The organism is Cytobacillus sp. S13-E01 (assembly GCF_029193815.1).
Lineage (GTDB): Bacteria > Bacillota > Bacilli > Bacillales > Bacillaceae_L > Bacillus_BV.
In genome coordinates this window covers 20645-33629 of the sequence record NZ_JARFVC010000005.1, presented here as the reverse complement: position 1 = coordinate 33629, position 12985 = coordinate 20645, and the positions used below count along the sequence as shown (strand labels likewise).

15 protein-coding genes and 1 pseudogene are annotated in these 12985 nt (G+C 35.9%); 2 read left to right on the top strand and 14 right to left on the bottom strand.

What is annotated here, in order from left to right:
* Position 1 precedes the first annotated feature (1 nt).
* From PY093_RS05390 to spoIIM, 12 genes are all read right to left on the bottom strand, one after another.
* Positions 2–610 carry a stage V sporulation protein AA gene (locus PY093_RS05390; RefSeq protein WP_275644855.1) on the bottom strand — a complete coding sequence of 203 codons (609 nt, stop codon included), beginning with the start codon at positions 608–610 and terminating at the stop codon, positions 2–4.
* A gap of 308 nt (positions 611–918) precedes the next feature.
* A complete protein-coding gene (sigF, locus tag PY093_RS05385) occupies positions 919–1677 on the bottom strand; it encodes an RNA polymerase sporulation sigma factor SigF (RefSeq protein ID WP_275644854.1) in 759 nt (252 codons plus the stop codon).
* Positions 1678–1690: 13 nt separating this feature from the next.
* Positions 1691–2128, bottom strand: coding sequence for an anti-sigma F factor (spoIIAB, locus tag PY093_RS05380; protein ID WP_275644853.1), 438 nt, complete (start codon positions 2126–2128; stop codon positions 1691–1693).
* 1 nt (position 2129) lies between these two features.
* Positions 2130–2480 (bottom strand): anti-sigma F factor antagonist, encoded by a 351-nt coding sequence (spoIIAA, locus tag PY093_RS05375; RefSeq protein ID WP_275644852.1) that lies wholly within the window; start codon positions 2478–2480, stop codon positions 2130–2132.
* A gap of 107 nt (positions 2481–2587) precedes the next feature.
* Positions 2588–3757: a D-alanyl-D-alanine carboxypeptidase family protein gene (locus PY093_RS05370; RefSeq protein WP_275644851.1), complete on the bottom strand. Its 1170-nt coding sequence runs from the start codon at positions 3755–3757 to the stop codon at positions 2588–2590.
* A 130-nt stretch (positions 3758–3887) separates the two neighbouring features.
* Positions 3888–5189, bottom strand: coding sequence for a pyrimidine-nucleoside phosphorylase (locus PY093_RS05365; protein ID WP_275644850.1), 1302 nt, complete (start codon positions 5187–5189; stop codon positions 3888–3890).
* 160 nt (positions 5190–5349) lie between these two features.
* Positions 5350–6165 (bottom strand): purine-nucleoside phosphorylase, encoded by an 816-nt coding sequence (locus PY093_RS05360; RefSeq protein ID WP_275644849.1) that lies wholly within the window; start codon positions 6163–6165, stop codon positions 5350–5352.
* Positions 6166–6171: 6 nt separating this feature from the next.
* Positions 6172–7362 (bottom strand): phosphopentomutase, encoded by a 1191-nt coding sequence (gene deoB, locus PY093_RS05355; protein WP_275644848.1) that lies wholly within the window; start codon positions 7360–7362, stop codon positions 6172–6174.
* A gap of 380 nt (positions 7363–7742) precedes the next feature.
* Positions 7743–8633, bottom strand: coding sequence for a site-specific tyrosine recombinase XerD (xerD, locus tag PY093_RS05350; RefSeq protein WP_275644847.1), 891 nt, complete (start codon positions 8631–8633; stop codon positions 7743–7745).
* Positions 8634–8639: 6 nt separating this feature from the next.
* Positions 8640–8867 (bottom strand): YqzK family protein, encoded by a 228-nt coding sequence (locus PY093_RS05345; protein ID WP_275644846.1) that lies wholly within the window; start codon positions 8865–8867, stop codon positions 8640–8642.
* A gap of 191 nt (positions 8868–9058) precedes the next feature.
* A complete protein-coding gene (gene fur, locus PY093_RS05340; RefSeq protein WP_275644845.1) occupies positions 9059–9526 on the bottom strand; it encodes a ferric iron uptake transcriptional regulator in 468 nt (155 codons plus the stop codon).
* A 111-nt stretch (positions 9527–9637) separates the two neighbouring features.
* Complete coding sequence (gene spoIIM, locus PY093_RS05335; protein WP_275644844.1) at positions 9638–10288, bottom strand: stage II sporulation protein M; 651 nt, start codon at positions 10286–10288, stop codon at positions 9638–9640.
* Positions 10289–10444: 156 nt separating this feature from the next.
* Here spoIIM and PY093_RS05330 point away from each other — a divergent pair, with 156 nt between their 5' ends.
* On the top strand, positions 10445–11005 hold the full coding sequence (locus PY093_RS05330) for a GNAT family N-acetyltransferase (RefSeq protein ID WP_275644843.1): 561 nt from the start codon (positions 10445–10447) through the stop codon (positions 11003–11005).
* A 17-nt stretch (positions 11006–11022) separates the two neighbouring features.
* On the opposite strand, the gene PY093_RS05325 is transcribed toward PY093_RS05330, so the two are convergent.
* Both PY093_RS05325 and PY093_RS05320 read right to left on the bottom strand, forming a co-directional pair.
* On the bottom strand, positions 11023–12198 hold the full coding sequence (locus PY093_RS05325; RefSeq protein ID WP_275644842.1) for an endonuclease Q family protein: 1176 nt from the start codon (positions 12196–12198) through the stop codon (positions 11023–11025).
* A 1-nt stretch (position 12199) separates the two neighbouring features.
* Positions 12200–12751: an NUDIX hydrolase gene (locus PY093_RS05320; RefSeq protein ID WP_275644841.1), complete on the bottom strand. Its 552-nt coding sequence runs from the start codon at positions 12749–12751 to the stop codon at positions 12200–12202.
* A 92-nt stretch (positions 12752–12843) separates the two neighbouring features.
* Here PY093_RS05320 and mciZ point away from each other — a divergent pair.
* Positions 12844–12954, top strand: a pseudogene (mciZ, locus tag PY093_RS05315) (Z-ring formation inhibitor MciZ); the annotation flags it as partial.
* Positions 12955–12985 lie beyond the last annotated feature (31 nt).

Below are 12985 nucleotides of genomic sequence, written 5' to 3'. Positions count from 1 at the left end.
TTTATTTCCGCGTACTTTCTTTATTTTCATTCATAATCATGTATTGATCTAACGATTGCTGATAATTAAACATTTCTACTTCGAGTGGACTAGGTTCTTCATTAATACGTTTCCTGAATATATGATTAAAGAAAAGCATCATTCCCAACCCTAAGCCAATAGAATACGGAATTTGTAATAATAATGGCTTAAATTCCTTTTCCCCCGTAATGATTGTATAAATGCGTTGGTGCACTTCCTGCATACTTACGTCTTCGTGAAAATTCAAAATTGTTAATGCCGCTCCAATAAACAACAAAAACCATATTCCTACTAAGAAAACAGGTGTAAATTTCCTCTTCTCAACTTCTATTTCTACCAATGTTTGAGATGGACCTATCGCCTGTATTTCTATCCGTGAGTTATATTGACGAATCCGTGCAATCACTTCTGTAATGTCAATAACAACATAATTCTTATCTTTTACAGATATTTTATAAATATAGATTTCCTTTATTTCGTTGTTGATACTTGGATGGGCAACGATTTGTGCTATATCGCCAATAGCAACAGCTTGATTTGGACTTGCTTTAATTCGGTTCCGTAGCCGTAAATAGATCGCATTTTCCATCACTTTCACATCCTACACATTGATTTCCTTGTATATGTAGTATGGATATCAATAAATTTTATAATGCAAAGGAAAACTAAACTCCATTAATTACCACACTACGAAAATCGCAGGGCGCCCGCTTAGCGACGTATGGACTGGACTGATCCGATCAAGATAAAGGAAACACGAAGAACGAAGTGATTCGATGTTGACTTATTGAAGTGAGGAGAAGGAAGTCCACTAGTCGCTGGGTGCCCGGAGCTAGACACCAAAACTAAGTTCAAATCTTTCTTATTTTTGTAAAACTCAAAAAAAGACCGAATGGGTTATTCACCCATTCGATCTTTCATTTGTTGAAGTATTTTTTTTTCTAGTCTGGAAACTTGAACTTGTGATATTCCTAATCTTGAAGCAACTTCAGATTGGGTTTGGTCTTTATAATATCGCAGGTAGACAATCAGCCGTTCTCTTTCATCTAGCTCCCTAATAGCTTCTTTCAATGCAATTTTATCAAACCATTTATTTTCACTGCTATCTGCAATTTGGTCTAGTAATGTAATTGGGTCACCATCATTTTCATAAACAGTTTCATGAATGGATGATGGTGTTCGACTTGCTTCTTGTGCTAAAACGACATCTTCTGGTGAAATTTCAAGATAGGTTGCGATTTCAGCAACCGTAGGTACTCTCCCATATCGTTTCGATAAATCGTCTCTTGCTTTACGGATTTTGTTACCCGTCTCTTTTAGCGATCGACTCACCTTTACTGTACCATCATCACGGATAAAACGTTGGATTTCACCGATAATCATAGGAACAGCGTAAGTTGAAAATTTAACATCATAGGATAAGTCAAATTTATCTACAGACTTTAACAAGCCGATACTCCCGATTTGAAACAAATCATCAGGTTCATAGCCTCTATTTAAAAAGCGTTGAACAACAGACCACACAAGTCTCATATTCTTTTGAACAATCATATCTCTTGCTTCTTGTTCGCCTGATTGACTACGTTTAATTAATTCCTTGACCTCATTATCTTTTAAATACGTCTGACTCTTCTCGTTCTTGACCTCCACATCCATAAGCAAGTCTCCCTTAATTGCATAACAATTTACTCTTGAGTAAATGCTTTGTTAAACGTATAGTGGTACCAGACTCAGATGTTATGATTTCAACCTCGTCCATAAAGTTCTCCATAATTGTAAAACCCATTCCAGAACGTTCTAACTCTGGTTTAGTTGTAAACAATGGTTGTCTTGCTTCTTCAATATCTATAATGCCAATACCTTCATCCCTAATTGTTAAATGGATAATTCCATCTTCAATGGTACAACTAATATAGACAATACCATTTGGGTCATTATCGTAGCCATGAATAATTGCATTCGTAACGGCCTCTGATACAACCGTCTTTATCTCTGTTAATTCGTCCATTGTTGGATCAAGTTGAGCGATAAAAGAAGCTACGGTAACACGAGCAAAGGATTCATTTTGACTTAGCGCTGAAAATTGGAGATGCATTTCATTTTTCATGTTATGCCACCCCCAATGTTTGCAGAGCAAAATCTTCATCTTGTTCTAACCTAATAATTTTAAATAAGCCAGACATATCAAATAAACGTTTTACAGCCGGTGAAATAGAACAAACAACCATTTCCCCACCGCCGTTTTTAATTTGCTTATATCTTCCAAGAATAACGCCTAAACCAGAACTGTCCATAAAGGAAAGGCTTTCTAAATTTAAAAGGATATGATTGATCTTATTCTCCTCAATCGTACTCGTAACTTTTTGACGCAATTCTTCTGCTGTATGGTGGTCGAGTTCACCTGCAAGTCGAATGCACAAAACGTTGTTTTTAATTTCTAGATTAATTGCTAGACTCACTTTACTTTGCCTCCTTGTAATTCGTATAGTGAGTCATTTCGATATAACTTTGCCTGATTCCTTCTCCATGACAAAACTAGTGATATTTCGTCAAAAAAAGTAGACATTTATTCTGTTTTTGTAAAAGTTCCTACAGTTCGCTTAAATAATTTCCACCAGCTTGCACTGTCAATATCTTCTTTCGCAATAAGGGGACTTTCACTCAATACTTTGTCATTCTTTTTTAGGATAAGTGTTCCTAAATTATCACCTTTTTTAACTGGTGCATTTATTTTTTCATTTATTACAACTTCTTTTACAACATCATCAATGTTTTCGCCTTTTTTAGTTAAAACTGAAATAGGCTCTGATGTTACTAGTTCAATTTCTTTTTTACTACCTTTACTAACCTTTGCAGTAAATACAACTTGATTGCGTTCAAACATTGGATGTGTCTTATATTGACTAAATCCATAATCTAACATTTTTGTAATTTGAGCGTTACGATCTTTCGGAGTTGGTGCTCCAAATACAACACTTATTAATCGCATATTATCTTTTTCTGCAGTGGCCGTTAAACAATACTTTGCTTCATTTGTAAACCCTGTTTTGACACCATCTACACCAGGATAAAATTTAACCAATCGATTTGTATTTACTAACCAAAATTTCTTCTCAGAATCATTGCGTAGATAGTCTTCATATTTGCCAGTGTATTTCGTAATTCCTTCATACTTCAATAGCTCTTTTGCCATCATTGCCATATCATGAGCAGTACTGTAATGACCTTCAGCTGGTAATCCTGTAGGATTCTTAAAAAATGTATTTTTCAAACCTAGTTCTTTTACTTTATTATTCATCATTTCAACAAATGCTTCTTCAGACCCAGCAATTCTTTCTGCCATGGCAACTGAAGCATCATTTCCTGAAGCAATAGCAATTCCTTTTAGCATTTCCTCTGTTGTCATTTCTTCTCCAGCTTCTAGGAAGATTTGAGAACCACCCATTGATGCTGCATACTCACTTGTACGAATTTTTTCTTCCCAAGTCAAATTACCTTTATCAATTGCTTCCATTATCAATAACATCGTCATAATTTTAGTCATACTTGCAGGAGGAAGCTTTTCGTTGCTATTTTTTTCATACAGTATTGAACCAGTATCACGTTCAATCAAAATAGCAGATTTTGCCTTATCCGCTAATTCCACTGATGTTGTTTTTTCTTCGGCAAAAGCAAGTGGGGTACTACTATAAACTAATAAAGCAATTAGTAAGAAACTCGTTATTAAACGTTTCATCTCCAAACCCTCCATTCTTTATACTTCCCATTTTTTCCAACAAAATTAAAATTATACAAGTATCTTTAAATCTTTTCTTTTAAAAATGAGTAAAAAAAGAAGCTAAGACACAGCTTAACTTCTTCAATCATTATAGTATTCGATCATAAATCAATGGTGGTGCTTCAACCTGATCCTGGGATATTTTGATACTACTATATAATTTTTCCTTAACTGCACTTATATCCTCTTGGTTGCTATGAACTGTAGCAAGTGCTTCACCTACAGTTACTTTATCCCCAATTTTCTTCCGTAGCTCTAGTCCTACAGCTAAATCAATGGTTGATTCTTTCGTCGCTCTACCCGCACCTAACCACATTGCCGCAGTACCGACTGAATCTGCAATGATTTCTGATACATATCCTGCCTCTTTAGCTTCAAGATCTACTATAAATTTCGCTTGTGGAAGCTTGCTAGGGTCATCCACTACAGAGGCATCGCCACCTTGAGCACTTAAAAATGTTTTCATTGTTTCGAGCGCCTTGCCAGAAGTAATAGCATCTATTAATATCTTTCTGGCTTCTTCTAAGGTAGATGCCTTTTTAGCTAAATATACCATATGGCTTCCTAATGTTAGGCAGAGCTCTTCAAGGTCTTTTGGACCATTTCCTTTTAAAGTGTCAATAGCTTCCTTTACCTCTAGTGCATTACCAATTGCGTACCCTAGTGGTTGACTCATATCCGAAATGACTGCTATTGTTTGGCGATTAACAGTGTTGCCTATATCTACCATCGCTTTAGCTAGCTCTTTTGCATCATCAAGTTCCTTCATAAACGCCCCTGCACCTGTTTTAACGTCTAGAACAATAGCATCAGCACCCGCTGCAATTTTTTTACTCATAATTGAACTAGCAATTAGCGGAATGCTATTAACAGTTCCCGTTACATCCCTAAGTGCGTATAGTTTTTTATCAGCAGGTGTTAGATTCCCACTTTGACCAATAACTGCTACCTTATTTTGATTTACCAACTTAATAAACTCTTCTTTATCTATTTCAACATGAAAGCCCGCGACTGATTCCAATTTATCAATTGTGCCTCCAGTGTGCCCTAAACCACGACCTGACATCTTCGCAACAGGAACTCCTACAGCGGCTACCAATGGTGCTAATACAAGTGTTGTAGTATCACCGACTCCTCCGGTACTATGTTTATCAACTTTAATTCCTTCAATCTTTGATAAATCTATGGTGTCGCCTGAATTAACCATGGCTAAAGTAAAATCTGCTCTTTCTTGTTCAGTCATTCCTTGAAAGAATACAGCCATAGTAAAAGCACTCATTTGGTAGTCCGGGATATCGCCTTTTGTATAACTATTGATTATAAAGGTTATTTCCTCACTAGTTAGTTCATGCCTATCACGTTTTTTTTCAATTAAATCAATCATTCTCATATCAATTAACCTCTTTCACATAGCCAATAGTTAGAGTTATTCCTCTGGCTCTCTATTTAAGTATTGATTTTGACAATTTTGTTTCTATCTAAATTCCCTATATTATACTCGCTTAGCTTTTCATGCCTTATTAAGACACCCACTATGCTGTGTCTATTACTTAAAGATCTTTTACTATTTCTTTTACAAATGCTAAAAAGTTTACTTTTACTTTTTCAGTCGTTTCAATCACCTCGTCATGCGTTAAAGGTTGATCTAAAATACCCGCTGCCATGTTTGAAATACAAGAAATCCCCAAAACGTTCATTTTAGAGTGACGAGCAACAATAACTTCTGGCACTGTTGACATACCAACAGCATCCCCGCCCATTTTGCGAAGCATTCTAACTTCGGCAGGAGTTTCATATGTAGGTCCAGTGTTCCCAACATATACCCCTTCTTTAACTGTGATTTGAAGTTTGGATGCGACCCCGCTTGCTAGCTCACGTAAGCTCTTATTATAAGCCTCTGACATATCCGGGAAACGAACACCTAGCTCAGAATCATTTGGTCCGATAAGTGGATTTTGGCCCATATTATTAATATGATCGGTAATTAACATTAAATCACCTGGTTCAAATGATTCATTTATACCTCCAGCTGCATTTGTAACAATTAATGTCCCTACCCCTAATTCCTTCATTACTCTTACTGGAAAAGTTACTTTATCCATGCTATAACCTTCATAAAAATGAAAACGGCCTTGCATGGCCACAACTGTTTTTCCATTTAAAGTGCCAAAAACAAGTTGACCCGCATGTCCTTCCACAGTAGAAACAGGAAATTGAGGAATGTCATTATAAGCAATTTTTGTTGGATTTTCTATTTCTTCAGCTAACACGCCTAGACCTGAGCCTAAGATCAAACCAATTTGTGGTGATTGTTCAAATTTTGTTTTTAAAAATTGCACCGATGCTTCGATTGTTCCTTTATCCATTATCATTTACCCCCGATTCAGTTGTGTCAAAAAGCTTTCACCATGTTTTGGTGATCTTACATTAAAATTATCTGCAACAGTTGCACCTATATCTGAAAATGTATTTCGTAAAGGAAGTTCTTTTCCACCTTCCATACTTGGGCTATATACCAGTAATGGAACATACTCACGTGTATGATCTGTTCCTGGATACGTCGGATCATTCCCGTGGTCAGCCGTTAAAATTAACAAATCATCTTCTTTCAATTTCTCAAACACTTCTGGTAGTCTTGCATCAAACTCCTCAAGTGCTTCACCATAGCCTTTCGGATCTCTTCGGTGTCCAAATAGCGCATCAAAATCAACTAGGTTTAGAAAACTCAACCCCGTAAAGTCCATATTTAATGTTTCAATTAATTTATCCATACCATCCATATTGGATTTTGTTCGTAATGACTTAGTAATGCCCTCACCATCATAGATATCAGCTATTTTTCCAATTGAAATGACATCAAAGCCTGAATCCTTAAGCTCATTCATTGCCGTTCTATCAAACGGTTTTAATGCGTAATCATGACGGTTAGCCGTTCTTGTGAAATTTCCAGGTGTACCTAAGAATGGACGTGCTATTACCCGGCCTACCATGAATTTTTCATCAAGGGTAAGTTCACGTGCAATCTCACAGATTTTATATAGTTCTTCAAGTGGCACAATTTCCTCATGTGCTGCAATTTGCAGTACTGAATCGGCAGATGTATAGACAATTAAAGCACCTGTATCCATATGTTCCTTCCCTAGTTCATCAAGAACTTCTGTACCAGATGCAGGTTTATTACCAATTATTTTACGACCTGTTCTTTTTTCAATTTCATCTAGTAATACTTTAGGAAACCCCTCTGGAAATACTCGAAAAGGATTTTCTATATAAAGACCCATAATTTCCCAGTGTCCAGTCATTGTATCTTTTCCGTTTGATGCTTCCTGCATTTTTGTGAAATAAGCTTGTGGTTTTTCTACCTTTTCAATTCCCTTCACCTCACGAATATTGCCAAGACCGAGCTTTGCCATATTAGGCATTTTCAATCCATTCATATGCTCAGCAATATGACCAAGAGTATCCGAACCAACATCTCCAAATTTTGCAGCATCAGGAGATTCTCCAATACCAACAGAATCCAATACTATTAAAAAAACACGTTTATATGTATAAGAAGACATAATTAACCCCCTATATGAACTTTTGTTAGTTATATATTCCCCTTAAAGGAATAACTTAACCAAATGTATCAGATTTAACTCGTCAGAAGTCTGACATCTTGAGTATAAAATGATAACATGGTCTATAGCAAGAATTATCCACCTATTATGTAAAAAATATCTTAGAAAGTGAATATTCTTTGAAGCAATTCCCTTCATTAAGTGAAACTTCAATCAGTGGCGGTTCTTCATCCCACACTGATTGTCAGTTAACTTATAACGCTTGGAGCGTGTATGTCCTTATTTGCACATAATGTGCTCCGTTGGACCTTTAGGGGCAGTAAGAGTGGGAAAAAATGACGGATTTGTAAAAAAATCCCAACATTCTATCTAGTAATCTCTTACGCTCTTGGATGGTATTGTTTATACACATCTTTTAACCTTGCTTTCGTTACATGTGTATAAATTTGCGTTGTTGATATATCAGCATGTCCTAACATTTCTTGAACTGCTCTTAAATCCGCCCCGTTTTCTAGTAGATGAGTTGCGAACGAATGTCTAAGCGTATGCGGAGTAAGTTGTTTTTGTATTTTTGCATCTGCAGTTATTTTTTTTAGGTTTTTCCAAAAGCCTTGGCGTGAGATTCGATTTCCATGATGATTTAAAAACAGAGCATCTGATTTTTTTCTCTTAAGTAATTCAGGCCTTCCGGTTTCAACATATTTCTGAATTGCTTCTGTTGCAACCCTTCCTAATGGAACAATTCGTTCCTTGTTACCTTTTCCAATACATCTTATAAATCCCATTGTTAAGTGTACATCGACTATGTTTAAGTTTATAAGCTCACTAACACGTATCCCTGTTGCATAAAGAAGCTCTAACATTGCCTTGTCCCGAACGCCAAAGACTGTACTTATTTGTGGGGCATCTAATAGCGCTTCAACTTCAGGTAAACTTAATACCTTTGGTAATTTCCTTTCTGATCTTGGTGTTTCGATATGTATTGTAGGATCCTGATCAACTGCCTTTTCTCGTAGTGAAAATTGGTGAAATGATCGGATCGATGCAATATTTCTAGCTAATGTTTTTGAAGAATTACCGGTATCCTTCAAATGCTCTAAGAAATGGATAATATGAATTCTAGTTACGTCATTAAATGAATGGATATTTTCTACTATTGTTAAATATTGAAGATATTTATTTAAATCTCTTTTGTATGAAACAACAGTATTGTCAGCAAGCCTTCTTTCCACTACTAAGTAATGTATAAAGTCATTTATTTGATCCTTCAAATTATTCTACTCCCCATAGTGATAAAAAAATAGTAATCGATCAACCCAATTACTTTCCTCGTTTTTTACCATAGATGTCACCTTTACCGCTGAGCCCTGCGGCTCATCATAACGGTGATAATTTGCATATTCTTCATTAACCCACATGATACCATAATAAAACAAAATCGTGCATCCAGTAAATAATATAAACACCTTAAGTGTATCAAACATCATTCGTAACGTTTTTCTCATTGTCTGCCTCCAAAAACTCTAGCCAGATATATAGCTTTCTATTATTAGGCTAAATTTGTCTATACTAGAAGATATGCCAAAACAGACAAGTTTTATACACTGTTTATCATAAAATTAAAACGCAGGACGCCCGCACCGGCACAAACAGTTTAATAAGTGAAAAAACCTCTTCCAATGGGAAAAGGTTTGATTTATTCTTCTTGCTTTTCTTCTTCATCTTTTTTATCATGGCAACGATGACAGATACCATGGAAAGTTAAACGATGGTCTTTGATAATGAAATTCCAATCACGCTCAACAATCGCCTCAACATCTTCTAGTAAATCATCTTGAATTTCATCAACTGCGCCGCATTCAATACAAACAAGATGATGGTGAAAATGGGCTGCACCCTCTTGCCTTAGGTCATAGCGCGATACTCCATCACCAAAATTTATTTTATCAACAATTTTTAATTCAGTTAGTAATTCTAGCGTTCGATAAACAGTCGCTAAACCAATTTCAGGCGACTTTTCCTTAACGAGGAGGTAGACATCTTCTGCGCTCAAATGATCCTCTTCATGTTCAAGAAGTACTCGAACAGTCGCCTCACGTTGTGGCGTAAGCTTATAACTAGAAGAGTGCAACTGCTTTTTTATTCTTTCAATTCTTTGTTCCATGTAACAATTCCCTCCCTCGCCGTTCACTACCTTATTATAACAGAAGAAAAGAAACTGTCCAAATAAAATAATTACAATTTAGTAGAGATAATATCTCCTTTAAAATAATAATTATTGGTTACTGATAACTTCAATAATTCCCTTCATTAAAGTAGGTGACGCAAATGCTTCGAACGCAGATGCTGTCATCAATACCAAACTTACTCCTACCATTAAAATAGCATAACGAGTGAGCGATTGAAATATCTGTTCATTAGCCCGTTTCATAAATTGCTGACGAATCATCTTTAATGAAAATGCAACAGCTACAGTCCCAACAACAATAAATGCTGGAATAATCAATAGATTTTGTGGCAAGACAGCTACAAATGATAATATAAAACCTTTCATCTCCATTTGGTTAACTAAAAAACCTACAGTAAAACCAACAACCACGCCTTTTAAAAATAAAAGAATTAATATAATCGGTAATCCAATTATCGAAATACCAAGAATCCACATTAAACCTACATATTTTATATTATGAAGGAAGCTCTGTTTAAACATTTCTGCTCCACTCGCAAATTCGCCTTCAGATACTTGTCCAAAAAATCGACTTAGGTAGTAATACAAATCTTGTTTTTGACTAAAGTTTAAACTGTTTACAACAATTGCACCAAAAATAACCCCCATTAAAAATAAAACCGTAATGAAAATATATATCGAGGAATGCTCTCGTACATGTGCTAAAATAGCCGTCTTAAATGGTTGCTGCTTCTTCATTACACTTCCCCCTATCATTCTCTTACTAGATTCTATGAAAATCCAATTAAAACTATGACATAAGAAAATAAAATCTCTTTTATGATGTTAGGAAGTTCTTTCAAGGTAATTAAATTCATGATATAATTCGTAAAACTTTATAGGTTGGTGATATGTATGAGTGCTATTTTACTAGATTTCCCTACTGAATTTACTACGGATCGTTTATTGATTCGACTTCCACTACCAGGTGATGGAAAAGCAGTACATGCGGCTATAACGGCATCTATTCAGGAATTGAGGCCATGGATGCCCTTTGCTCAAAAAGATCAATCAGTAGAGGAAACAGAAGAAAATATCCGAGAGGCACATGCCAAGTTCATACTTAGAGAGGATTTACGATTTCTTATTTTCCATAAAAAAGACGGTCATTTTATCGGTTCAACTGGCTTGCATCGGATAAATTGGGAGATTCCTAAGTTTGAAATTGGGTATTGGGTTGATTCACGTCACGCAAAACAGGGATACATAACGGAAGCAATTGAAGGGTTAACAAACTTTGCTTTTCGTGAACTTAACGCTAAGAGAGTAGAAATTCGTTGTGATGCTCTTAATACGAATAGTAAAAGAGTTGCTGTGAGATTAGGTTATTCTTTGGAAGGTATTCTCATAAATGATGATTTAGCAGTTGATAATAAAACGTTAAGGGATACATGTATTTTTGCAAGAACAACTTAAAGGTAATGCCCCTTGAACTAGTCGTTCGAGGGGCTTATTTTCCCGTATTTTCCACCACCACCTGCATGGAATGAAAGTTGTCCACGCCTTGCCTTCATTATGACATCAGCTATCGGTTTTTTAACTACTGTAAGGAGTGCTTCTTCAGGAACTTCATGTAAAATAGCCATTTCTGTTTTAAAATAGTCCCTTAATTTCTGTAATGTTTTCGGCCCTAAGCCTGGTATGAACTCTAAAGGAACTTGATGTAAATAAGGTGGTCTATCTAGATTTACGTTATCAGTATCTTTTAATTCTTGCAGACGGTCAAAAACACCTTTAACAATGCCCTTTTTCCCACATTTTGGACACACCTTGATTAAATGGTCTTCAAGTAAATGAAAACATTTTTCACAGGTAGTTTTATGGTATTTCCCTAGTAAGGGATCAAGTCCATAATTTGCAACAATTTTCCGACCTTGCTCTTGCTTTAAAGCTTTAGCGAATTCAGAAAAAGTCGGATTTTCCATTGCTATTATTTGATACTCTCGTGCGATTTTAGGTAGTGAATGGGCATCTGAGTTCGAAATGTAAGGATACTGATGTAATTCTGATATTTGGTCAGCCATTGCAGTATTTGAGGATAAACCCAACTCTATTCCATCAATCAACTCAGGATCGAATACCTCTGTTAAGGTGGTCTCTACTCCTTTTCCATATAAGCTTTTGTGGGGAGTAAATACATGTGCTGGTATAAATAATCCTGATAGTTCCTTAACCTTTCGTTGTAGCTCTTGTCCCGACTCATAAATTCTCTGTGAGCTTAATGTAATATTCTTTTGTCGTTTCGCTAACCAGAGTGAGAACTCATGCATTTTTTCTAGGGTTGGAATAAATGCCAGGACATGTATTGGCCCCTTGCAATTTTCATCATAAATCTCTATCTCTGCTCCTAAAATTAAGGTTACTTCTTTGAACCGTAAGCCTCCATCATCAAATTGATATACCTCACCTTGTTCTATCAGCTTTTCAAGTTCACTTAACACCTCAGGTACATGGCAGTCAATTACACCAATCATATCCATTCCTTTTACTTCAGTTGCTTCTATTAATATATTTTCAATCGTTAATGATTTGGCACCAGTTATTTTAACTGGTTTCCCTGTTCCCGTTCTACCGATATGAATATGTAAATCAACGTAGTAGTTTTCCATTTTACTCTCCTAGTGCTTTTTTCAATTGTAAAAATTGTATTGCATACGCAGTTTTCGCATCATATATTTGCTTTTTTTCTAACATAACTTCAGCCTCTTCAAGGGTTACTTCTAGTACATCTAAAAATTCATCCTCGTCTAAATCAGCAGGTTTTTGTTTTTTCTTTAACTGCTTAGCAATATACAAGTTGACTAACTCATCTGCAAAGCCAGGTGATGTGTAAAAGGATATTAAATGCGTAAGTTTATCACATTCATAGCCTGTCTCCTCTTCGAGTTCTCTTACCGCCGTTACTTCTGGTTGTTCCCCTGCCTCTAATTTTCCAGCAGGTATTTCTACAATTACTTGTTCTAGCGCTTTTCGATATTGCCGAACCATAACAATCTTATTTTCCTCTGTTATTGCTAATATAGCTACAGCACCAGGATGTTTAATGATTTCCCGCTTACTTGTTTTCCCATTAGGCAACTCGACATCCTCGATCTGCAGATTTATAACTTTCCCTTCAAATATTGTTTTGGTTGATAGTGTTTTCTCAGTTAAGTGATCCATGTAGACAGCTCCTCGTTCTATATATTATCTACTCCACATACATTCTATCATACCTATTTAATTTTTTAGTGATGTTGGGGGATGGATCCACGTTGAAAATATATATTTTCCAGAATCGAGTAACTTTAGTAGGAAAAGCCTGGGAGGTTCGTGCAAAATTAAGGGAATATGCTAAAGAATTTGAAACAGTCGAGCAATGGGTGAATGGAGTAAACTCTAACCTTATTAAACATA